Here is a 23,949-nt window from a genome sequence, read left to right as displayed (position 1 = left end):
TTATCATAATAAAAAGTTTATTACAAGCAGTTTTTTCAAATACGGTGGTTTTATAAGGTAAAGAGACTTAACTGATTAGTTTCAGGAAGTCCTCTTAAACATCCATGGACACTTAAAGTCTCTATAACTGTTTTTGAAACCTTTGTTCGAATTCTAAGATCTTCTTTAGAAATAAACTCCCCATCATTTCTAAATGTAGCTATGCTTTTAGCTGCATTATCCCCTACACCTTGAAGACCATTTAAAGGTGGCCTTATACCATCTTCTTCAATTAAAAATTTAGTTGGGTGTGATTTATAAAGGTCTACCTTTAAAAATGTTATGTTTCTTTTATACATTTCATAAGAAAGCTCTAAAATGGTTAAAAGTCCTTTATCTTTTTGAGTTAGGTTATTTCCAAGCTTACCAATTTCAGCAACCTTAGCTTTTATAACTTCTTCTCCTTTTATAATAAGATCTGCGTCAAAGTCATCAGCTCTAACAGTAAAGTAAGTGGCATAATAAGCTTCAGGATAATATACTTTAAAATAAGCAATTCTAACTGCCATCATAACATAAGCTGCAGCATGGCCTTTAGGAAACATATACTTGATTTTTTCACAAGATTCTATATACCAATCAGGAACATTGTTTTCCTTCATAACCTTTATATCCTCTTCTTTAAGCCCCTTACCCTTTCTAACCTTTTCCATTATAGTAAAAGCAGTTTTAGGTGGTACATCTTTATACATTAAATATACCATTATGTCATCTCTAGTAGAAATACAATCTTTAAGTGTTGTAAATCCTTCTTTTATATAGTACTGAGCATTATTAACCCATACATCAGTACCGTGTGAAAGTCCAGATATTCTAACCAAGTCAGCAAAGGTTTGTGGCTGTGTATCAATTAACATCTGCCGTACAAATTTAGTACCAAATTCAGGAAGTCCATAAGTCCCAACCTCGCAGCCTAGTTCTTCTTTTGTTAATCCCAAAGCTTCTGTAGATGTAAATAAACTCATAACCCTTTTATCATTTAAAGGAACCCTTTTAGGATCTATTCCTGTAAGATCTTGAAGCATCCTTAAAACTGTAGGATCATCATGACCTAAAATATCTAATTTAAGTAGCCTTCCACTAATAGAATGATAATCAAAATGGGTAGTTATTATATCTGTATCATTATCATCTGCTGGATGCTGTATTGGCGTAAAGTTAAATATCTCATTATCCCTTGGAACAACCATTATTCCACCTGGATGTTGTCCTGTAGTTCTTTTTATACCAGTACATCCAAGTGTAAGCCTATCTATCTCAGCTTGAGTTACCATAATATCTTTTTCTGTTAAGTATTTTCTTACAAAACCATAAGCTGTCTTTTCTGCTATAGTTCCAATGGTTCCTGCTTTAAATACATAACCCTTACCAAACAATACTTCTGTATATTTATGGACTATAGCTTGATATTCTCCCGAAAAATTCAAGTCAATATCTGGTTCCTTGTCGCCTTCAAAGCCTAAAAAGGTTTCAAAAGGAATATCATGACCATCCTTTATGTATGCACTTCCACATATATCACAAGACTTATCTGGTAGGTCTACTCCAGAACTTACGGAGCCATCTAAAATAAATTCACTATGTTTACATTTTGGGCATACATAGTGGGGAGGCAGACCGTTAACTTCTGTTATATCACACATTGTAGCAACTAGTGATGACCCTACAGACCCCCTAGACCCTACAAGATAACCATCTTCTAAGGACTTAGCCACTAATTTATGAGCAATTAAATAAAGCACAGCATATCCGTTACTTATTATAGAATTTAACTCTTTATCTAATCTTTTTTGTACAACTTCTGGTAACTCCTCTCCATATAAATCATGAGCTGTTTTAAGAGTCATGGTTTTAACTTCTTCCTCAGCACCGTCTATTTTAGGTGGAAATGTTTCATCAGGAATAGGTTTTACATACTCAATAAGGTCTGAAATCTTTTGGGTATTATATATAACCACTTCTTTTGACTTTTCTTCCCCTAAATATGAAAACTCTCTTAACATTTCTGTTGTGGTTCTAAAATATAATGGTGGTTGGTTATCAGCATCACTAAAACCTTGACCTGCCATTATTATTCTTCTAAAGACCTCATCTCTTGGCTCAAGAAAATGTACATCTCCAGTCGCAACCACCATTTTACCTTTTTTCTTTGCAAGTGCGCAGATCTTTTTATTTATTTGAATTAATTCTTCTTTATCTTTTACTCTTCCATTTCTTATTAAAAACTCATTATTTTCTAAGGGCTGAATTTCTAAATAATCATAAAAATCTGCAATACGCTCTAATTCTTCATCATTTTTACCTTCTAAAATTGCTCTATAAATTTCTCCAGCTTCACAGGCTGATCCAACAATTAAACCTTCCCTGTATTTAGATATTAAGGTTTTAGGAAGCCTTGGATGCTTAAAAAAGTTGTCTAAATGAGCTTCCGATATAAGTTTATATAAGTTTTTAATACCTACTTGGTTTTTAGCTAATAAAATTATGTGATACGTAGGTTGTTTTTTTATGTTTACGTTTTTTAGAAACTCATTATTTAAATCATTTAAATTAAAAATTTCTTTTTCGTCTAAATCCTCTATGCCTCTTATAAGGATATCCGCCGTAGCCTTTGCATCATCAATTGCTCTATGATGATTATCAAGAGATATACCTAGATGTTTTGCTACCACATTTAATTTATATCTTTTTAGTTCTGGATATAAAAATCTTGCAAGGGGTATTGTATCTAGAACAGAATTATTTAATTCTATATTCATATCTCTGCAATTTTTTCTTATAAAAGATATATCAAACGGTGCATTATGTGCTACTAGTACAGAATCTCCAGCAAATTCCATAAACCTTGGTAAAACATCTTCTATATAATCACTATCCCTAACCATATCATCAGTTATATTTGTTAACTCAACAATTTTTGCAGGTATTATTCTTTTAGGATTTACGAATTCACTAAATCTGTCTATCATTTTACCTTCTTTAATCTTAACTGCACCAATCTCAATTATACTATCGTTTTTATTAGAGAATCCTGTTGTTTCAAGATCAAATACCACAAAAGTATCTTTAAAGTTTTGGCCATTTTCTTTTTCCACTATAGGTATTCCATTGTCTACTAAGTATCCTTCAACACCGTAGATGATTTTTATACCATGTTTTTTACCCGCTTCCATGGCTTCAGGGTAAGCTTGAACTACACCATGATCTGTAATTGCAATTGCTTTATGTCCCCACTTTGCAGCTCTTTCTACGAGTTTACCAACAGGTGTTATAGCATCCATGGCACTCATAGTAGAATGCAGATGTAATTCTACACGTTTTTCAGCATTAGTATCCATTCTTTCTATTTTGGGAACCTTAACAATATTCCTCACCATTATAACTATTTCTTTTGCATAAGGATCATTTGTAACTTCACCTTTTATCTTACAATGTAATCCTGTCTTTATATTTTCTAACACTCTTTCTGTATCTTTTGGTCTTAGAAAACACTTAACCGTAATAGAGCTCGTATAATCTGTTAAAGCAAATGTTACTATCTTTTTACCAGTTTTAGTTTCAATTACTTCGCTTTTAAAAATATCACCCAAAACAGTTACCACTCCAGAAGTTTGATCTAAAGATTCAATAGGAACACTATCTTCAGTAATATTTCTTCCAAGTATTACATTTTCATTTGAATAATCATTACCATTTTCATTATATCTAGTGCTTTTGCTAACAGTACTTTGTTTAGATGGCTTTTTTGTTATATCAACATTTTTAAATACCTTTTTTATCATAGTTGTATTTTCTTTTTGCGTTGATTTTATATAATCCTTCTCTTTTAGACTTTCATCATAAATTATATCTATTGTACACCGTATTCCAAAAAGACCCTCTATACTGTTTTTCATAAATTCATTAAATTCACGTCTTTTAATCATCTTGCACATGAATTCATTTCCATAATGAATTTCTATTTTATCTCCATTAACACTTTTTTTACCTGAAATTAATATATCTTTAAACACCGGCATCTTGTCTACTACATCCGTCATTAAATCAACCCAATGGGTTGTTATTACATCTTCTAATGAAGCATCCTTAATATCTTTATAACAAATTAATTCTATATTGAAGTTTAATCCTACTTCTTTTTGTATTATGGATTTAATTTCTTTTTCTTTTGTTATATCTAATTCATAAGTCGACTTTAATATAATTTTTAAATTATTACTTCTTTTGTAGAATTGAATTTTTAATAATTCTATGTCTTCAAATATTTCTTTATCAAATAGTCCTTTTTTTAAAATAGGAGTATCTTGAGTTATATCTATACTCATTTTTCTTCCGTTCCCAAAATCTTATAATAACCTATAAAGTTGTTATGAGTTTAATATTAATTATAAATTTTGGAACAGTTCACCTCCCTTAATGTGCTAGTAGTTAATAGAAAGTATGTAGGATTTACCTACATACTTTCTATTTCTTTTATTAGTGCTTCTACGAGTTCATTTTCTTTTACCTTCTTTATTATTTCACCTTTTTTAAATATTAGACCTTCGCCATTACCTCCAGCAATGCCTATATCTGCTTCCCTTGCTTCTCCAGGTCCATTAACTACGCAGCCCATAACAGCAACTTTAATGTTTTTATCTAAATTAGATATCCTGTCTTCAACCTGTTTTGCTATATTTATAAGGTCAATTTGAGTCCTACCACAAGTAGGGCAAGATATAAATTCAATTCCACCTTTAATTAGTCCAAGTGACTTCAAAATTTCTTTACCCACCTTTATTTCCTCTAAAGGATCACCGGTAAGGGATACTCTTATAGTATCTCCAATACCTTCTGATAATAAGGCTCCTATTCCTACAGAGGACTTTATACTGCCCCTCCATATAGTTCCTGCCTCTGTAACCCCTAAATGAAGAGGGTAATCTGTGCTTTTTGACATTAATCTATAACTATCTATCATTATAGGTACATCCGAAGACTTAATAGATATAACAATATCATTAAAATTAACCTTTTCTAATATACTTATATGACTAAGAGCACTTTCTACTAATGCCTCCGATGTAACTTTCCCGTATTTAGCTAAAAGTGTCTTATCTAAAGATCCACTATTTACCCCTATTCGTATGGGTATGTCTTTTTCCTTAGCCTTTTTTGCTAATAGTTCTACCCTATCTAAGCTTCCAATGTTCCCAGGATTTATTCTAAGGGCAGATATACCATTATTTATAGATTCTAAAGCTAATCTATAATCAAAATGTATATCTGCAACTAAAGGAATATCAATTTGTTTTATTATTTCCTTTATAGCTATTGCAGCCTCCATATCGGGTACTGCACATCTTATTATGTCGCATCCTGCTTTTGTTAATTCATTAATTTGTTGTACTGTGGCTTTTATATCTCTCGTATCTGTATTCGTCATAGATTGAACAGTTATAGGAGCATCTCCTCCTACATATATATTTCCAACCTTAACTTTATGAGTAGTTTTTCTATCCATTTTATTCATCTCCTAAAAACTTATAGGGCGTAATATGTCCTTTATAGTTACTAATATCATTATCACTATAAGGCATGAGAAGCCAATATAATTTAATGTGCCTATTACCTTATCACTTATCTTTTTACGAGTTATAAGTTCTATAAATAACAAGAAAATCCATCCTCCGTCTAAAGCTGGGAATGGTAGCAGATTAAATATACCTAGTTGTATACTTAAAAATGCAGCAAAAAACAACAAATTCCATATCCCAGATTTAGCTGCTGCACCGGTTGCCTTTATTATAGTCACAGGTCCTCCTACATCATTTAATGTAGCCTTCCCTGTAAATATAGTTTTTAAAGCTCCAAATGTTTGACTAATTAATGACTTACTTTGTAACCCAGCATAATTAATAGATTGAATGAAATTTGGATTTTCCATTATGGCAGGTGATATACCTACAGCAAATTTATTTAATTCTTCATTAAATCTAGGTGTTATAATAATATCTTTAATTTCTCCATTTCTCTCAATTTGTAAGTCTATATTTTCGCCCTTTCCTAAAGATACTCCCATAGCAAAGTCTTCCCATGTTGAAACTTTTTTTCCGTTAAGACTTTTTATATTATCTCCAGAAACAAGTCCTGATTCCATGGCAGGGGAGTTATCAATAACTTCATTTATCTTAGGCAACACAAACCCATTATTCATAGCTATAATTGCAAACAAAAGTAAAGCTAGTATAAAATTCATTATAGGTCCTGCAGCTATTACGCTTATCCTTCTTAAAGGAGACTTAGATGAAAATGCTCTTTCATCATTTATATTTTCCTCTTCTCCAAGCATTTTTACATAACCACCAATAGGTAGAACCTTTATAAGATATTCTGTTTCTTTACCCTTAAATCCAAAAATTTTAGGACCCATCCCTAGTGAAAATTCTTCAACCTTTATTCCATTAAGCTTTGCAAGGGTAAAATGGCCTAATTCGTGTCCAACTATAAGCAAACTAAATGCTAATACAGCCCAAACTATATACATATATTATATTCCTCCTAATTATATTTTGAGTTTATATAGGATCTTACTTCTTTATCCTTATCTTTTATGTTGTTTAAATTTAATTCTAAATTAAAATTAAATCTTCTCATGCATTCTTCTATTATAACAGGTATATCTAAAAAGTTTATTTTCTTATTTATAAAAAGACTAACACATACTTCATTTGCAGCGTTTAATATAGTTGGCATAAGCCCACTGATTTTTCCTGCTTCAAAAGCTAAACTTAAGCATCTAAATGTATTCATATCAGGTTTTTCAAAGGTTAAGGGTTTTAAAGAAAAAAAGTCTAGTGTATCTACTACAGATTCTTTTCTCTTTGGATAATTTAAAGCATACTGTATAGGAAGCCTCATATCTGGATTCCCCATCTGTGTAATAACAGATCCATCTTTAAACTCCACTCCAGAATGTATTATGCTTTGAGGATGAACCACTACATTTATATCTTCATAGTTTACATTAAATAAATGATGTGCTTCTATTACTTCTAGCCCTTTATTCATAAGTGTTGCTGAATCAATAGTTATTTTACTTCCCATTTTCCAATTAGGATGATTTAACGCTTCTTTTAATGTAACCTTTTTTAAATCTCTTATGCTTTTACCTCTAAAAGGCCCTCCAGATGCGGTTAAAATTATTTTATTTATTTTATTATCTGTATTTCCTTGAATACATTGAAAAATTGCGCTATGTTCTGAATCCACAGGAAGTATACTAACATTATTAATTCTAGCCTCTTCCATTATAAGTTCACCAGCTACTACTAGAGTTTCTTTATTTGCAAGTGCTATGTTTTTACCAGCTCTAATAGCTTTAAGCGTTGGTTCTAGCCCTATCATTCCAACTACAGATGTAACTACTGTATCAATTTCGTCTAAAGATGCAATATAATTTAATCCTTCTATATCATTTAATAGTGAAGTTTTCTTTTTTTCTTTATATATAAATTCTTTAATGGCTTTGTAAGTTTCATAATCATTTACTACCATATATTTAGGGTGGAATTCTTCTATTATTTCAATAGCCTTTTCATAATTTTTATTTAAAGATACTGCTACAAGATTAAAGTTTTCTGTATCTTTTCTAATTACATCTAGGGTTTGCATCCCTATAGATCCTGTAGCACCAATTATAGTGATATTTTTCATTAACATTCCTCCTAAGTTTTAACTAAGTATTAGTATATAATTCTTATAAAATTTAATATACCATATATATTCTTTTATATAAAGTAAGTTTGTTAAATGGAGTGTTTATTATTATTTTATTAATATATTTTTGAATTATTCCTTTTAGAAATTTTGCATTTTAAGTTTTTAGTTTACCTTTAGATTTAGATTACATAATAATTATTATGTAATCTAAATCTTTGAATAAAAGAAATTTATCAAAAAGATGTATATTTTGATAAATTTCTTTTACTTTTCACCTTATTGTTATCAATTTGATTTTACCCTACTTCATTTTCCGTTATTATATCTATTCCATTATCTATTAGTATTTGTGCCGTTACACCATTACCTTTAACTAAGGTTTTATCAAAATTCCCGTTATATATTCTATTAAGTCCGCAAGATGGACTTTTAGATTTTAAAATAGCTTTTTTAACATCAAACCTTTTTGCTATCTTTAAAGTTTCTTCTGCACCTTTTACAAAGTATCTTGTGAAATCTTCATCCTTTGATGACTTAACTTTACTCATACCCTTTAGCACCTCTTTACCAGTGCCTTTATATATCTCACAAGGGGTTCTTGGTGTCTTAAGACCTCCTAGCTCTTCCGGGCACACTAAAATAACTTGATCATTTTTAAATGCATCAATTATTTTAGCATTTTCACTAGACTTTCCATCAAATCTACAATTAACGCCATAAAGGCATGCACTTACTATAATCAAAAAAACACATCCTTTACTACTTTAATTGTACCATGGTTACCCCATCTCCACCTTCTCCATACTCACCAAGTCTAAAGCTCTTAACATGAGGATGTCTTTTAAGCATATCATTTATAGCCTTTCTAAGCACTCCCGTACCCTTGCCATGTATAAGTGAAACTAATCCAAGCCCCCCTAAATATGCCTCATCTAAATACTTATCAGCACTATAACAAGCTTCTTCAGAGTCCTGTCCTCTAAGGTCTACAGATACACTTACACTTTTTAAATTTAGATTAACTTGTCTTTTGCTGTTTCTTTTTTCTTTTACATTTTTATTATTATTTATCTTTCTAAGATCCTGAAGCTTAAGATTTATCTTCATTATACCTGCTTCAACCTGAACTTCTCCCTTGTTGTCAGGATTTGTAAGAACTACAACATTTTGATTTAAAGATGGTACAAATACCTCTTCTCCAAGCTTAACACTTACTAACTTTTCACCCTTATGTTCCTTTGGTATAAGTGTTGTACTTTGTTTATCTAATTCCTTAGCTAATTTATTTCTATGCTCCTCTATGTCTTGTCTTGCTTTAGATGAATACCCCATTTTTTCAAGTTCTCTAATATTTTTTAATATAGCATCTGCTTCTTCTTTAGCATCTTTAAGAGCAACTTTAGCCTTTCTTTTAGATTCTTCTAATATCTTTTCCTTTGAAATTTCTAAAGTTTGAAGTTTTTGTTCATACTTTTCCTTTAACTTCTCACTTTCTTCTTTTAATATCCTAGCTTCTCTCTCAAATTTATCTGCCTCAACGCTTTTAGATTGTAGGCTTTCAATTAAATCCTCGAATTCTAAGCTATCTTTTGATATAAGCTCTCTAGAACTTTGAATAATATAGTCAGGAAGCCCAAGTTTCCTTGATATTTCAAAGGCATTAGACTTTCCTGGTATTCCTATAAGCAACCTATAGGTAGGTCGTAATGTTTTAACATCAAATTCTACCGATGCATTTTCAACGCCTTCAGTATTAATAGCATAAACTTTTAACTCGCTATAATGAGTAGTTGCAATTATTTTTACATCCTTAGATTTAAGATGCTCTAATATAGACATAGCTAAGGCTGCTCCTTCTGTAGGGTCTGTACCAGCTCCAAGTTCATCAAAAAGCACCAAGGATCCTTTGTCGGCTTCCTTTATTATGCTTACTATATTGGTCATATGAGATGAAAATGTTGATAAACTTTGTTCAATACTTTGTTCATCACCGATATCAGCAAACACTTCATCAAAAAGGTTTATAGAAGAATTATGTGCAGCTGGTATCATAACACCGCTCATAGCCATTATATGCAAAAGGCCCACTGTCTTTAAAGTTACAGTTTTACCTCCAGTATTAGGTCCTGTTATAACAATTGAAGTGAAATCTTTACCTAAATATATATCGGAAGGTACAACTATCTTTGGATCTATAAGCGGATGTCTTCCCTGTACTATATTAAAGCTTCCGTCTTCATTTACTCTTGGCTTTATAGCATTTATTTCACTTGCGTACTTAGCCTTTGAAAAGATAAAATCTATTTCCCAAAGGATTTGTGCACTAACTTTTATAACTTCAATCTTTTCATAAATTTTAAAGCATAACTCATCTAGTATTCTTTCAATTTCTGCTTCTTCTTTTAACATAAGCTCTTTTATATCATTATTTAAATTTACAAGTCCCATAGGCTCTATAAACAGGGTAGCTCCAGATGAACTTTGATCATGTACAAGGCCTGGAACCATCCCCTTATGCTCTGCTTTTACTGGTATTACATACCTATCTCCTCTTACAGTATAAAGATTTTCTTGTAGATATTTAGAGTATGTTTTTATTAAAGAGTTCACCTTATCCTTTAATGAACTGTTTTTTTCCTTTAGACTTTTCCTTATAGTGTATAATGTATCGCTTGCCCTGTCTGAAATTTCTTCATCACTAACTATAATTTGAAATATTTCTTCTTCTAAACTTTTTAATGGAACTATACCCTCACATATATCTTCAAGCATAGGAAAAGACTCTTCCTCTACCTTTCGATTTACATAATCCTTAATACCTCTGCTACACCTTAACATTTGAGCTATCTTTAATAAATTAGTGGCTAAAATCCCACCACCTTTTTCAATTCTTACTAAATAATCCCTGACATCGTATAAGCCATAAAATGGTGGTGACCCCTTTTTTACCATACTATTGAAAGCCTCTTCTGTTTCCTTAAGACTTCTATTTACTTCATATACATTTTTATATGGCACCAAATCATCTACCATATCTTTTGCCGCTTTAGTTGACGCATATCTTTTAATTTCATCTTTTACTTTACTAAATTCTAATATCTTTAACGCCCTGTTATTCATAAGTAATCAACTCCTTTATCTATAAACCATTTTATTTATTCTCTAAAAACAGCCTAAAATTATTACTCTACTCCCCTTTTATAATGCCCTCTAGTATAATCTACCGTGCTATCCAATAACCCTTTGTTTTTTAATACTGATAATACTGATATTACCTTTTCATAATCTTCATCAATAAAATCTAACCTGAATGAATCTGCCCCAAACCCTTTTAATTCTTCTATTTTATCTATTAGATTTATAGGTACCGGGTTATATATATGACTTCTACAAAACCTATCAGTCTTAACTAAAAAGTCCATGTTCTTCCTATCCTTTAGTACATACTCACCTTCTAAGCATTTCGGTTTACTATTAGATGATGTATTTCCTAAAAGCCCGCACTTATTTACACTTCCAATAGGGCAATATTCGCTTACCATAAGTTCAGGCTTTCCATAAACAAATACTTGACAATTATTTCTTTTCTTTTTAAGAACTTCTTTTATTTCTTTTCTATTAAGTTCTATGCTTATACAATTTAAATCTGTAAACTCATCCATTATGTTTAATGATAAATTATTATATAAATTTAATTTATAACTACCAATTATACTAATACTATTTTTAAATCTATTTATTATTCCAAGATTTGATGTAACAATTCCTGCTATGTTTTCTTTGTTTTTTTCAATAAAGGTTACTATAGAATTAAATTCTTTTCTTACTATTGTAGGTATCTCTATATATATCTTTGTATCCTTATCTATTTCAGAAAAATCAATAGATGTTATAGACTGAGACCCTCTAAAATAAGGATTTATAGTTATATCTTTAATATTGCTATCAATTGCAGCTTTTAACTGCATAAGAGTATTTACACCCACCATTACTTCCGGTGATTGTAGTAGCTTTTTCTCTTTTAAGATATAGTTGTTTTCAGCTACCTTATTTCTTTTATATTCTTTTATTATTTCATCTTCTAACTTTTCTAAAATATTTCGTCTAATTTCATTTATTCCAGAAATAGGTATAAACCCTTCTTCATAAGACTCAAATCTTATGTCATATATCTTTAGTACATTATCTGAAGACTTTTGAAGATTTTCTATTATCTTTTCCTTAGTTAAGGGCCTATTTTTAGCTTTTTCTACGATGGCACCTTGTAATGTTCGTACTTTATCTTTATAGTTAATCTCTAAGGAAAAGGGCTTACCTATTTCAAATGTCACCTTAGCTTTTATTAGGATATTTGTCTTTTCCTTATAATATCCCTCATAGCTTTTCATTAACTGTGTATCTAAAGTTTTAAATAATTCACATGACTTTTTATATTCTAGAGGATAAAGCATAACCTTTTCTCCAATTTTAGCTCCTAAGACCTCTTTACCTTTTAAAATTATTTTAGATATAGTAAATCCTTTATCCTCATATCTTATTCCATCCTTTAAATTTATACTTTCTTTTAATGTTATATATCCATCTTTATCAACAATGCCTATAGATACACCTGTATTTTTAGGATAATTATAAGACATCATATCCTTTCCCTTATTTCCATAAAGATATGCCTTTGAAAATCCTTCTCTATTAAATAATTGTAATAGCTTTTTCTTTTCTTTTTCTAAACTCACTCTTTCATTATCTTTTAATATATCATCTATAGCATTTTTATAAGTTTCTACAACCCCTGCCACATATTCGGGCCTTTTCATTCTTCCTTCAATTTTTAAAGAGGATGTTTTAGTGTTTATTATATCTTCTAAATCTTCTAAGGTACACATATCCTTTGGGCTTAATAAAAATGCACTCTTTTCCTCTTTTGTATCTTTATTAATTAATGTATAGGGCATTCTACAAGGTTGGGCGCATCTGCCTCTATTTCCACTCCTACCGCCTATAATACTGCTCATTAAGCATTGACCTGAATAGCATATACATAGAGCACCATGGATAAACATTTCAGTTTCTATATCTAAAGTATCTGATATATACTTTATCTCTTCTAGAGATAGCTCCCTTGATAGTACTATCCGTTTAAATCCTAAGTCCTTAAGGAACATTGCACTATCTCCATTATGTATTGTCATTTGAGTAGATGCATGAATTTCAAAGTTTTTGAATCTATCTTTAATTATATACGCTATGGCTAGATCTTGAGTTATAAGCGCATCAACACCTATCTCATATAAAAATCCTATATACTCTATTACATCTTTTAATTCACATTGTTTTATTAGTGTATTTAATGTTATATAAACTTTCTTTTCATTTAAATGTATATAATCTACGGCTTTTATTAATTCTTCGTTATTAAAATTAGTGGCATATGCTCTTGCTGAAAATTTACTTCCTCCCATATATATAGCATCAGCTCCACTTTTTATAGCGGCATATATGCTTTCCATACTCCCTGCCGGAGCTAAAAGTTCGATTTTTTGCATTCTTTTCCTCCTAGTTTAGATTATTTATAAAATTAGAGTGCTGACATGGTCAACACTCTAATCTTGTATAGGCTTATATTTTCACTTGGCTTTATCTACTATTAGTGGATTCTTTTCTTTTTTTATCTTTACCAAATCAATTTGATTTTCTAAAAGTCTATGTTGCATATCTATAAGTTTATACTTAGCAGATTGTAGTTGAAACTTTAATTCTTTATTATCTACCTTAAGTTCTCGGTTTTCTTTTAAATAAGCTTTACCACTTTCTTCGAAAACCTTATTCTGATCCTGTAATTTAATTACTTCTTCTTGATCAGTTTTTTCATTAGTTTCAGACTCTAAGTAAGTTATCTTACTTTTAAGTTCATCATTATAATTTTCCATATGAATCAATTGTTTCTTAAGGACCTCTAGCTGATCTGTAAGTTCTAACTCTCTTTGCTCGAGTTTTGATATGTTTTCTGTGAGACTTAAAAGTTTAGACTGACTTTTAAAGACATCATCTACTACATTCATTGCAGTTAACACCGATGCAGATGAAACGCTTAACTTTTTATTATTGTCCATTAAGGATTTTAACTTTTTGTCTACATAACTAGCAACTTCATTTAAGTATTCTTCACTTTCTTCGCCTTTTAAATTGTAATCTATTCCACTTATTTTTATAGTGATCACATTCATGCAAAACACCCTCTTAGATAAATTCATATTTTAATTAATATATTTATATTCTATCACATAATTCACTTTCGGGAAATACGGAATTTTATCTTAACTTACATCCTAGTTTATATTCTAATGCTCTAACAATCTTATCATGAACTTTATTTACTTCACCATCTGTAAGAGTTTTTGTTTCTGATCTATAGGATATTGCATAAGCAACACTCTTTTTACCATCCTCTATTTGTTTTCCTTTATATACATCAAAAAGATTAATGCTTTCAACTAAATTCCCACCAGTGCTTTTTATGACTGACTGAATTTTTTGAACAAAAGTTGCTTCATCTACTATTAATGCAATATCTCGGGTAACAGCTGGAAACCTTGGTAAAGCTTTATACTTTTTAACTATGTTAGCATTTTTATATAATACATCTAAATTTATTTCAGCTATATAACACTCAGTATCAATACCGTAATTTTCAGTAACATCAGGGTGTACTTCTCCTAATATTCCAGCGCACTCTTTACCTATAAACAAGTTAGCTGTTTTACCAGGGTGGAATGCTTGATCTTGACTTTGTCTTTCATAATGTGTCTTTTCTATACCTAATGATTCGACTAGGTTTTCTATAACACCTTTTAAGTTAAGGTATTCTACTTTACCATATAGGCCTATAACCAATGTATTTCTTTCTTCTGGTAAGTCTTTATTAGTTTTTATATATACATTTCCTATTTCAAATAAAGAAACTTCCTCATTGTTTCTAGAATAATTTCTAGCCAAAGATTCCATCATGGATGGGATACAAGTAGTTCTCATAATACTATAATTTTCACCTAAAGGATTCTTAATTGATATTGTATCTCTTAGAATATTTTCTTTAGACATATTAATTTTATCAAAAACTTTAGGACTAACAAAGGAGTAGCTTATAGATTGATTTAACCCACTATTAAGAAGTACTGATATAACTTTATCATCTAGTTTTTGCTTTAGGTTCTTTCCATCTTTTAAATTTATAGTTTTATTAATTGTAGATGGTATATTGTTGTAACCATAAATTCTTGCAACTTCTTCTGCTACATCTTCTTTTATACTTATATCTTTTCTAAATATTGGTACATTTATTATTAGCATATCTTCTTTTAATAAAGTCTTTAACTCTAGTCTATCTAAGTATCCTTTTATATCTTCTTTACTTAAAGATGTTCCTAAAAACTTATTAATCCATTTATAATCTACAGTTAGTTCTTTTTCTACTACCTTATCTTCGTAGTAATCTATAGTTCCGCTTATAATTTGTCCAACCTTTAGCTCCTCTATTAAGCTACATGCTCTATCTAATGCTATATTTGTTAGATTAGGATCTAAGTCTTTTTCGAACAAAGAAGACGACTCTGTTCTAACTCCTAGTTTTTTAGCGTTTACCCTTATATTAGTTCCATCAAAATTTGCACATTCGAGTATTACAACATTTGTATCTTCTTTTATTTGTGAATTTAAACCACCGATGATTCCTGCAAGTGCAATTGCTCTTTCTTCGTCTCTTATAGTTAAGACACTTTCATTTAGGTCTCTTTCAACTTCATCTAAAGAAATAAACCTTTCTTCTGCCTTAGCTCTTTCAACTATTATAGAGTTTCCTTTTATATCCCTCATATCAAAAGCATGCATTGGCTGACCTAACTCTATCATTACAAAGTTCGTTATATCCACAATGTTATTTATAGGTCTAATTCCAGCTTCTAATAATCTTTCTTGCATCCAAGATGGTGATGGTTCAATCTTTACATTTTTAATGGCCCTTGCCATATATCTTTTACACAAAGAATCCTTTACTTGAAGCTTTATCATATCCTTAATATCTTCTTCACCTGAAACATTGTAATTTATATTAGGCATTTTATATTTCACATCAAGGGTAGCTGCTGTTTCTCTTGCTATCCCAACTACACTCATACAATCCGTTCTATTAGAGGTTATTTCAAAGTCTATAATTGAAGTATTTAAGCCTAATACCTCCTTAATATCTTCTCCTATAGGTGTATCCATCGGTAATATCATTAACCCAAGAGCAGTGCCTTCTTCTGCAAGCCCTAGTTCTTCTTCTGAACACATCATTCCATTAGAAACTATACCTCTTAATTTTCCTTTTTTTATCTTAAGCCCATTAGCCAAAGAAGCTCCATGAAGGGCAGCTGGAACAATATCACCCTCCTTCATGTTTTTAGCCCCAGTAACTATTTGCAAATACTCATCCTTTCTTATGTCAAGCTGACAGATAACAAGTTTATCTGCATCTGGATGTGGTTCAATTTTAACTATTCTCGCTGTTACTACATTTTCAATTTCATCTCCAGTTGTTATAACCTCTTCAACTTTTGATCCTGAAAGAGTCAACCTATCTGCTAATTCATTAACATTTATATCTATATCTACGTAATCCTTAAGCCATGTAAATGGTACTTTCATCCGCTATTCCTCCTCGATTAAATTTATTTAAATATATATTTATTACAATCTTTTAAATTAAAATTCTTTTAAGAACCTTATATCACTTTCATATAATAACCTTATATCATCTATTCCATACTTTAACATAACCATTCTATCTACTCCAAAACCAAAGGCAAACCCACTATAAACCTCAGGATCTATACCACAGTTTCTAAGCACATCTGGATGTACCATTCCTCCACCCAAAAGCTCAATCCATCCGCTATTTTTACAAACATTACATCCTTTACCCTCACATACAAAGCATGTAGCATCCATCTCTGCTGAAGGTTCTGTAAATGGGAAGTGATGAGGTCTGAATTTAGTTTTAACATTGCTTCCAAACATCTTTTTAGCAAATATATCTAAGGTACCCTTTAAATCTGCAAAGGTTATACCTTTATCTATAACTAGACCCTCCATTTGATAGAATATAGGTGAATGAGTAGCATCTGCAGCATCAGATCTATAAACCTTTCCTGGAGATATCATTTTTATAGGTGGTTTTTGATTTTCCATAACCCTTACCTGAACTGGTGATGTCTGAGTTCTTAAAACTACCTTTTCGTTTATGTAAAAAGTATCTTGTTCACTTCTAGCAGGATGATTTTTAGGTATATTAAGAGCCTCAAAATTATAGTAATCAAGCTCCACTTCCGGACCTTCCTCTATTGAAAATCCCATTGACATAAATATTTCTTTCATGCTTTCTAATGTAAGGTCTAAGGGATGTCGCTTTCCAATTGTTTGTTTCTTTCCTGGAAGTGATATATCTATAGTTTCTTTACTTAACTTTTCTAGCTTTTCTTCTTCTTTTATGTTTCTTGCTAGATTATTTATATAAAGTTCTATTGATTCCCTAACCTCATTTGCAAGTTTTCCTATTATGGGTCTTTCTTCGTTAGATAAGCCCCCCATTCCTCTTAATATGGCAGTAAGTTCACCCTTTTTACCTAAATACTTAACTTTTATTGATTCAATATCACCAGTAGAATTAACTTTTTTTAATTCTTCTATAGCTTTTTCTTTTATTAACTTTAAGTTTTCTTTCATCTTATTTTCTCCTTCCTATCTTTAATAATTATGGACAAATAAAAAACCGTCCCAAAAAAGGGACGGAATATCCGCGGTACCACCCTAATTAGTAGTTTATAAAACTACTATCTTAGTTAAATTTAACGGTTTTATCCGCTAACCACTACTTACATTTCACAGCTAGGGCTCCAGAGTGAACTTCAATATAATTATATTCAAAAAGGCTTTCAGTCTTTGACCCTTTCTCCCTGAAAATATATTCATTGATGTCTAACATCATATTTTATATTTACTCTCTCTTTCATTGCCATTATTTATTTAGTTAAACTCATTATACATACTAATTTAAATAAATTCAATACTAGAATTTATTTGTCTTATAACTTCAAACATCATTATAGAGGCTGCTATAGATACATTTAAAGATTCAGCCCCACCTGGCATGGGTATCTTAGCTTTAATATCACTTAATTTATAAATTTCTTCACTAATTCCATTACCTTCATTACCCACACATATAACTAAGTTTTTAGTTAAATCTATATCATAAAAGTTTTTATCTGTATCTAAACTACTAACTAAAAATTTAAACCCTTTATCCTTTAGTGAATTTATATATTCAAACTTATCATCTTCTATTATTGGTATATAGAAAATAGATCCCATAGTAGATCTCAGCACTTTAGAATTATACAAGTCCACTGTTCCCTTAGTTAATATAACTGCTTTTGCACCACTTGCATGGGCAGATCTTATTATAGTTCCTAAATTACCAGGGTCTTGTACCTTATCTACAAGAATATAAAATCCATCTGTAATATTAATTTTTTCTTTAGTTATATTACAAACAGATATTATTCCCTGAGGACTTTCTGTATAACATAAGGATTTAAAAATATTATCCTCAACTATAAAAATGTTTTTTCCATTTATTAAATTATTGTCTAATAAATGATTATATTTATCTACATAACTTCTACTTATAAATAAGGAGTCTACTAAATCACCTTGTGTTAAAGCTTCACCTACAAATCTAAGACCTTCTACTATAAATTTCCCCATTAGAAGTCTGTACTTTTTTTCATGAAGTTTTTTTACTTCTTTAATCAGTGGGTTATTTTTACTTTCAATTAGATTCAAAGTCCTTATCCCCCCTACTTTAGTCTACAGACATAGTACTTTCTAATCTTGATAAATCATCCTCTGCACCTATAACAATTAATATATCCGTAGGATCAATTATATCTTCTGCCATTGGAGAAATATTTATTTCGTGTTTCTTTCTCACAGCCATTATATTAATACCATGATTAGCTCTAACATTCAAATCTGATAAAGTCTTACCTGCCCACTGTTTAGGACATTTAACCTCAATTATACTATAATCTGGTGAGAGCTCAATATAATCTAATATATTAGAAGAAACTAAATTATGCGCAACCCTCATTCCCATATCCTTTTCTGGTAATACTACTCTATCTGCACCTATCTTATATAGGACCTTTGCATGTAGTTCACTTTGACCCTTAGCTATTATATATTTTATTCCTAGCTCTTTCATCAAAAGAGTAACCATTACACTAGCTTGAATATTAGATCCTATAGTTATAACCGCTACATCAAAGTTTCTTACACCTAAAGTTCTTAATGCATGCTCATCTGTAGCATCCATTTGAATGGCATGTGTAACATCATCCGATATTTCTTGAACAACATCTTCATTCATATCTATCGCTAAAACATCATGACCCATTCCATAAAGAGTTTTAGCGACAGATGTTCCAAATCTTCCAAGACCAATAACTACATATTGTTTATTACTCATAATTTCCACTCCTATCCAACCATTATCTTTTCTTCAGGGTATCTAATGGCATTATTTCCTTTTTTATTTGTTAAAGCTAAAACCACAGTCATTGGACCTACTCTTCCGAAATACATAGTTAATGCTATAAGTATCTTCCCTATTGACGTAAGCTTAGTTGTAAGTCCAAGAGTTAGTCCTACCGTTGCAAATGCTGAAGTTACTTCATATAATAAGTATTCAAAGCTAGCTCCAACTTCTGTTATAGAAAGTATCATGGTTACAACAGTAATTAATACAAGTCCAAGAGTTGTAACAGCAAACGCCCTATAAACTATATCTTTAGAAATTCTTTTATGAAAAACCTCTGTATCGTTTCTTCCCCTAATTACTGAAATTACTGTCATAATCAAAATTCCTGCCGTAGCAGTTTTTATACCTCCTGCTGTAGATCCAGGTGAACCTCCTATAAACATCAAAATTATAGTTAAAAACTTACCTGCTGTACTCATAGCATCTGTTGATATAGAATTAAAGCCAGCGGTTCTAGGTGAAACTGATGCAAATATAGAAGATAATATCTTCCCTTTAAATGACATACCCTTCATAGTTCCAGGATTATTAAATTCAAATATAAACATTAATATACTACCAGCTATCATTAAAAATAAGGTCATTGAAACTACTACCTTTGCATGCAAAGATAGTCTTTTAGACTTCTTATAATTATATAATTCTGCCCAAACAGCAAATCCTAATCCTCCTATGGCTATTAACCCTCCTATAGTAAGTATTACAACAGAGTTATTGGCATAGCCTGTCAAACTGGAAAAGTTACCAATTAAATCAAATCCAGCATTACAAAAAGCTGATACAGCATGAAATATACTATAATATATACCCTTTCCAATACCAAACTCCGGTATAAACTGTGTGGATAATAAAAGGGCTCCGGAAAGTTGAACTGATAAAGTAAACATAAGTAGATACCTAGCAAGCTTTACTAGCCCTTGAATGTTAGAAGTATTAAGTGCCTCTTGCAATAATAACCGCTCTTTTAATGTTATCTTTTTCCCCATTAGTAATGCTATTAAAGTAGCAAAAGACATAAATCCAAGTCCTCCAATTTCAATTAATAGCATTATAACAGTTTTACCAAAATAACTCCAATGCGTGCCTGTATCTACAGTAATTAAACCTGTTACACAAACCGCTGATGTGGATGTAAATAAAGAATCAAGAAAATTAGTAACCGTACCATTTGAAGATGATATTGGTAAAGTAAGCATTACAGCACCTATAAATATAACTATTGCAAACCCTATTGCTAATATCTGCACTGCATTTAGACTTATCTTTTTTAAAAAACTTATCTGCATTGTTTATCACCTCAAAAAAAAATTTTATATTACCATCCAACATATAGTAGCATTATCTTATAAGATAATGCTACTATATGTTGGATTTAATATAAATAAAAATGCGACTATAGTCGCATTAATATAATTATTTATTATGCATTTATATGTTGTTTAGCTACTGCTACTAAGTCTGAAAAAGCCTTAGGATCATTTATAGCTATTTCTGATAACATTTTTCTGTTTATATCAATTCCAGCTAATTTGATTCCATTCATAAACTTTGAATATGAAAGACCATTCATTCTAGTACCTGCATTTATTCTTGCGATCCAAAGTGTTCTATAGTCTCTCTTCTTAAGTTTTCTTCCTACATAAGCATTTCTTTGTGCTCTTATAACTGTTTCATTAGCAGTTTTAAATAACTTGCTCTTACCACCGTAGTATCCTTTTGCAAGTTTTAATACTTTCTTGTGGTTTTTGCGAGAATTTACCGCTCTCTTTACTCTTGCCATGTTATAAACCTCCTATCGTGTGATGTATATTATAAATATGGTAATAATTTTTTCATTGTTTTTTCTTGAGTATTTGATACATATGCTGTTTTTCTTAAGTTTCTTTTTCTCTTAGGTGATTTCTTAGTTAATATGTGGCTTTTGAAAGCTTTAGCTCTCTTTAGTCTTCCACTTCCTGTTAACTTAAATCTTTTTGCTGCTCCTCTATGAGTTTTCATTTTTGGCATTATAAGATCCTCCCTCCAGAATTATGCTTTTTTAGGTGCCAAAACCATAGCCATGTTTCTTCCTTCTAGTTTGGCAGGCTTTTCCACTACGCATATATCTTCCATTTTTCCTAAAAAACTTTTTAATATCTTGTTTCCTACATGAGCATAATCAGCTTCTCTGCCTCTAAATCTTACGGTTACTTTTACTTTATCTCCATCCATTAAGAAACCTCTAGCTTTTTTAGCCTTTATAGAAATATCATGTTCTTCTATAGTAGGACTAAATCTTATCTCTTTAACATTAACAATCTTTTGCTTTTTTCTAGCGTCTTTTTCTTTTCTGGTTTGTTCATAAAGATGTTTACCATAATCCATGATCTTACAAACAGGTGGGTTCGCACCAGGAGATATCATAACTAAATCAAGTTCTCTTTCTTCAGCTATATCTAATGCTTCTTTAGATGACATAATACCTAATGGGCCATTATCATCATTTACCCTTATTTCTTTTTCTCTGATTTTTTCATTCATAATTAAGTTTTTATTAATACTTTTCACCTCCATGTAATTCAAAATATATAAAATCTAAAAAAGACGGCATAAATGCCGTCTCAATTAACAAATCAACTTTATTTCTTAAAGTTAAGTTTAATTACCTTACTAGCAATGCTGCAAGGTGAGAAACGGCTGTTTCTTCTTTACTACGTTATTCTATCATTATATCTTTACTATGTCAATAAAAATATAATGATATATTTAAAATTTATTCTAAAAGATTATGTGGAAAATATAAGTGGTTTACCATTACATAAATCACACCCATCACACACTTCTACCCTATAGGTAAACACATTCTTTATAGTTTCAATAAATTCTTTATTAAAACAATAAGAACTTCCATGAATTATTATAGAATTTGGTACATTTGTTATGAGTCCACTTATTATAATATCTTCAGTATTAATGGAAGGGTCATTAAATTCATTTTCTAATATATCAGCTACGAATGTATTTAATATACTATTACCTTTGTCATCTTTTACATCATAAGTGCCCTCTTTTGATATTATTATATTAATCTTATCTATTTTGCTTTCTTGAATATCCACAAAATATTTAAGAAGCTTTATAAATTCATTATATTCTCTTTCTATCATGTAATTCTCTGCAACCTTATTCGATATCTCTTCTATGTCTACCATTAATTCCTTAAGCCTAAATGTAATATATCCATCTATATTAATCTGCCTATTTTCTTCTAGGCAGGACTTAATCTTTAGTAATATATGATTTTTTCTGTTTTCATAATATATATCTGCATCTTCTTTTAATGATTTATTATATTTCAATATATTAATTATTTGTTTTTCTACTTCTCTTATTTCGTCTTCATTAAAAAAGAAATAATTATCTAAAATAAATTTATAAATATCATCTTCACATACAAAGCTTATTAATATATCATATATACAATTACTTATATAATAATTGACCCTTTCCACTAATGATTCACTGTATATTTTATCATCACACATTATTTTAATGAAGTGAGTATTATTATTTTGACTCTCGCAAATACCAAGATTAATGTCTTTATTTTTTAAAATTTTAACTACGTCTTGTATATTTGGTGCAATATCTAAACCACTTTCATAAATTATAGTAAGTAGAACCATGATATCACTCCCTTCTTAAACATAGTATGTGTTTTAAACTAATGTATATACAAAAATTTTATAACAAATATCGACATACATATAAATTATATAAATGAATTTTTAAATACATGATACTATATACAAAATAACAAATTTAAAATACATAATAGAAAGTAGGTAGAAAATGAAAGTTGCTATAGTGGATTTCAGAATTTCCAAAGAGGAGATTAAAAGTTTACAAGATTTGAATATAAAGGTATTAAAATGCCCTTCTTATGAAGGAGTTTACGCAGCTATCTCTGGTCATCCCGATATACAAATTAATGTATTATCTAAATCTGATATAATGGTACACCCTAAGATTAATGATGACTTTATGAAAGAACTTTCTAAATTAGGCTACAATATACACTTCTCATTTAATGACATTGGATTTAATTACCCTGGAAATATTATATTAAATGCATTAAATACAGAAAAGTTCTTTTTGCACAATCTAACTTATACAGATAAAAACTTATTGAATTACATAGATGATAAAAAGATTTTAAATGTATCTCAAGGATACACTAAATGTTCTACTGCTATAATTTCTAAAGACGCTTTTTTAACTAATGATATTAAAATAAAAGAATCCTTAGATTCCTTAGGTGCAGATGTATTATTATTGCCACCTGGAGACATAGAGCTTTTCCCTTTGAACTATGGGTTTATAGGTGGCACTTGTGGTCTTATAGATAAAAACACATTAGCCTTCTTTGGAAGCTTAGATAAATATGTTTATGGCGATAAGGTTAAAATGTTTTTAAAAAAGCATAACATAACTCCACTTTATTTGAAAGAAAGCGGTTTAACTGATAGGGGCAGCTTATTTATCATAGAAGGCCAATAGTTATAACTTCATTTAATGTTTCAGCTTATTTT

The 23,949-nt window shown here is 30.2% G+C and carries 18 protein-coding genes and 2 other annotated features; of the genes, 1 reads left to right on the top strand and 17 read right to left on the bottom strand.

Annotated elements, in window-relative coordinates; all coding sequences use genetic code 11:
* Positions 1-50: 50 nt before the first annotated feature.
* The 17 genes from DY168_RS06385 to ytxC form a co-directional block, all read right to left on the bottom strand.
* Positions 51-4,364, bottom strand: coding sequence for a PolC-type DNA polymerase III (locus DY168_RS06385; protein WP_115641008.1), 4,314 nt, complete (start codon positions 4,362-4,364; stop codon positions 51-53).
* A 128-nt stretch (positions 4,365-4,492) separates the two neighbouring features.
* Positions 4,493-5,542, bottom strand: coding sequence for a flavodoxin-dependent (E)-4-hydroxy-3-methylbut-2-enyl-diphosphate synthase (gene ispG / locus DY168_RS06380; protein WP_115641007.1), 1,050 nt, complete (start codon positions 5,540-5,542; stop codon positions 4,493-4,495).
* Between the two features lie 12 nt (positions 5,543-5,554).
* Positions 5,555-6,565 (bottom strand): RIP metalloprotease RseP, encoded by a 1,011-nt coding sequence (gene rseP, locus DY168_RS06375; protein ID WP_115641006.1) that lies wholly within the window; start codon positions 6,563-6,565, stop codon positions 5,555-5,557.
* Positions 6,566-6,579: 14 nt separating this feature from the next.
* Positions 6,580-7,734 carry a 1-deoxy-D-xylulose-5-phosphate reductoisomerase gene (gene dxr, locus DY168_RS06370; RefSeq protein ID WP_115641005.1) on the bottom strand — a complete coding sequence of 385 codons (1,155 nt, stop codon included), beginning with the start codon at positions 7,732-7,734 and terminating at the stop codon, positions 6,580-6,582.
* Positions 7,735-8,036: 302 nt separating this feature from the next.
* On the bottom strand, positions 8,037-8,483 hold the full coding sequence (locus DY168_RS06365; protein ID WP_115641004.1) for a 2-thiouracil desulfurase family protein: 447 nt from the start codon (positions 8,481-8,483) through the stop codon (positions 8,037-8,039).
* 16 nt (positions 8,484-8,499) lie between these two features.
* Positions 8,500-10,860, bottom strand: coding sequence for an endonuclease MutS2 (locus DY168_RS06360; protein WP_115641003.1), 2,361 nt, complete (start codon positions 10,858-10,860; stop codon positions 8,500-8,502).
* A 62-nt stretch (positions 10,861-10,922) separates the two neighbouring features.
* The gene (locus DY168_RS06355; RefSeq protein WP_115641002.1) at positions 10,923-13,283 is read right to left on the bottom strand and encodes a U32 family peptidase; all 2,361 of its coding nucleotides are present in this window, start codon (positions 13,281-13,283) and stop codon (positions 10,923-10,925) included.
* Positions 13,284-13,364: 81 nt separating this feature from the next.
* Positions 13,365-13,964 carry a cell division protein ZapA gene (locus tag DY168_RS06350; protein ID WP_115641001.1) on the bottom strand — a complete coding sequence of 200 codons (600 nt, stop codon included), beginning with the start codon at positions 13,962-13,964 and terminating at the stop codon, positions 13,365-13,367.
* An 85-nt stretch (positions 13,965-14,049) separates the two neighbouring features.
* Positions 14,050-16,422: a phenylalanine--tRNA ligase subunit beta gene (gene pheT / locus DY168_RS06345; protein ID WP_115641000.1), complete on the bottom strand. Its 2,373-nt coding sequence runs from the start codon at positions 16,420-16,422 to the stop codon at positions 14,050-14,052.
* Between the two features lie 57 nt (positions 16,423-16,479).
* Complete coding sequence (gene pheS, locus DY168_RS06340) at positions 16,480-17,499, bottom strand: phenylalanine--tRNA ligase subunit alpha (protein ID WP_115640999.1); 1,020 nt, start codon at positions 17,497-17,499, stop codon at positions 16,480-16,482.
* Positions 17,500-17,554: 55 nt separating this feature from the next.
* Positions 17,555-17,795: a binding site (T-box leader), on the bottom strand.
* Between the two features lie 31 nt (positions 17,796-17,826).
* Positions 17,827-18,621, bottom strand: coding sequence for a TrmH family RNA methyltransferase (locus DY168_RS06335; RefSeq protein ID WP_242984069.1), 795 nt, complete (start codon positions 18,619-18,621; stop codon positions 17,827-17,829).
* A 19-nt stretch (positions 18,622-18,640) separates the two neighbouring features.
* Complete coding sequence (locus DY168_RS06330) at positions 18,641-19,306, bottom strand: potassium channel family protein (RefSeq protein ID WP_115640998.1); 666 nt, start codon at positions 19,304-19,306, stop codon at positions 18,641-18,643.
* Positions 19,307-19,317: 11 nt separating this feature from the next.
* Positions 19,318-20,664 (bottom strand): TrkH family potassium uptake protein, encoded by a 1,347-nt coding sequence (locus DY168_RS06325; RefSeq protein WP_115640997.1) that lies wholly within the window; start codon positions 20,662-20,664, stop codon positions 19,318-19,320.
* Between the two features lie 134 nt (positions 20,665-20,798).
* Positions 20,799-21,158, bottom strand: a complete 360-nt coding sequence (gene rplT, locus DY168_RS06320) for a 50S ribosomal protein L20 (RefSeq protein WP_115640996.1) — start codon at positions 21,156-21,158, stop codon at positions 20,799-20,801.
* A gap of 29 nt (positions 21,159-21,187) precedes the next feature.
* Positions 21,188-21,385 (bottom strand): 50S ribosomal protein L35, encoded by a 198-nt coding sequence (gene rpmI / locus DY168_RS06315; RefSeq protein ID WP_115640995.1) that lies wholly within the window; start codon positions 21,383-21,385, stop codon positions 21,188-21,190.
* Positions 21,386-21,406: 21 nt separating this feature from the next.
* On the bottom strand, positions 21,407-21,898 hold the full coding sequence (gene infC, locus DY168_RS06310; RefSeq protein WP_242984068.1) for a translation initiation factor IF-3: 492 nt from the start codon (positions 21,896-21,898) through the stop codon (positions 21,407-21,409).
* 49 nt (positions 21,899-21,947) lie between these two features.
* Positions 21,948-22,072 (bottom strand) — a sequence feature (ribosomal protein L20 leader region).
* 71 nt (positions 22,073-22,143) lie between these two features.
* Positions 22,144-23,043, bottom strand: coding sequence for a putative sporulation protein YtxC (gene ytxC / locus DY168_RS06305; protein WP_115640994.1), 900 nt, complete (start codon positions 23,041-23,043; stop codon positions 22,144-22,146).
* Between the two features lie 166 nt (positions 23,044-23,209).
* Between ytxC and DY168_RS06300 the strand changes: the two genes are divergently transcribed.
* Entirely contained in the window at positions 23,210-23,917 is a 708-nt protein-coding gene (locus tag DY168_RS06300; protein WP_115640993.1) for a DUF6873 family GME fold protein, read from the top strand.
* Positions 23,918-23,949 lie beyond the last annotated feature (32 nt).

It is taken from the genome of Clostridium putrefaciens, assembly GCF_900461105.1.
Classification (GTDB): Bacteria; Bacillota; Clostridia; order Clostridiales; family Clostridiaceae; genus Clostridium_L; species Clostridium_L putrefaciens.
This window is presented reverse-complemented; position numbering and strand designations above follow the sequence as displayed.

Excerpts from the sequence above, each read along its gene's own strand:
- DY168_RS06385 (WP_115641008.1), bottom strand. The coding sequence starts at position 4,364 with ATGAGTATAGATATAACTCAAGATACTCCTATTTTAAAAAAAGGACTA.
- ispG (WP_115641007.1), bottom strand. The coding sequence starts at position 5,542 with ATGGATAGAAAAACTACTCATAAAGTTAAGGTTGGAAATATATATGTA.
- rseP (WP_115641006.1), bottom strand. The coding sequence starts at position 6,565 with ATGTATATAGTTTGGGCTGTATTAGCATTTAGTTTGCTTATAGTTGGA.
- dxr (WP_115641005.1), bottom strand. The coding sequence starts at position 7,734 with ATGAAAAATATCACTATAATTGGTGCTACAGGATCTATAGGGATGCAA.
- DY168_RS06360 (WP_115641003.1), bottom strand. The coding sequence starts at position 10,860 with ATGAATAACAGGGCGTTAAAGATATTAGAATTTAGTAAAGTAAAAGAT.
- DY168_RS06355 (WP_115641002.1), bottom strand. The coding sequence starts at position 13,283 with ATGCAAAAAATCGAACTTTTAGCTCCGGCAGGGAGTATGGAAAGCATA.
- DY168_RS06350 (WP_115641001.1), bottom strand. The coding sequence starts at position 13,964 with ATGAATGTGATCACTATAAAAATAAGTGGAATAGATTACAATTTAAAA.
- pheT (WP_115641000.1), bottom strand. The coding sequence starts at position 16,422 with ATGAAAGTACCATTTACATGGCTTAAGGATTACGTAGATATAGATATA.
- pheS (WP_115640999.1), bottom strand. The coding sequence starts at position 17,499 with ATGAAAGAAAACTTAAAGTTAATAAAAGAAAAAGCTATAGAAGAATTA.
- DY168_RS06330 (WP_115640998.1), bottom strand. The coding sequence starts at position 19,306 with ATGAGTAATAAACAATATGTAGTTATTGGTCTTGGAAGATTTGGAACA.
- DY168_RS06325 (WP_115640997.1), bottom strand. The coding sequence starts at position 20,664 with ATGCAGATAAGTTTTTTAAAAAAGATAAGTCTAAATGCAGTGCAGATA.
- rplT (WP_115640996.1), bottom strand. The coding sequence starts at position 21,158 with ATGGCAAGAGTAAAGAGAGCGGTAAATTCTCGCAAAAACCACAAGAAA.
- rpmI (WP_115640995.1), bottom strand. The coding sequence starts at position 21,385 with ATGCCAAAAATGAAAACTCATAGAGGAGCAGCAAAAAGATTTAAGTTA.
- infC (WP_242984068.1), bottom strand. The coding sequence starts at position 21,898 with ATGAATGAAAAAATCAGAGAAAAAGAAATAAGGGTAAATGATGATAAT.
- ytxC (WP_115640994.1), bottom strand. The coding sequence starts at position 23,043 with ATGGTTCTACTTACTATAATTTATGAAAGTGGTTTAGATATTGCACCA.
- DY168_RS06300 (WP_115640993.1), top strand. The coding sequence starts at position 23,210 with ATGAAAGTTGCTATAGTGGATTTCAGAATTTCCAAAGAGGAGATTAAA.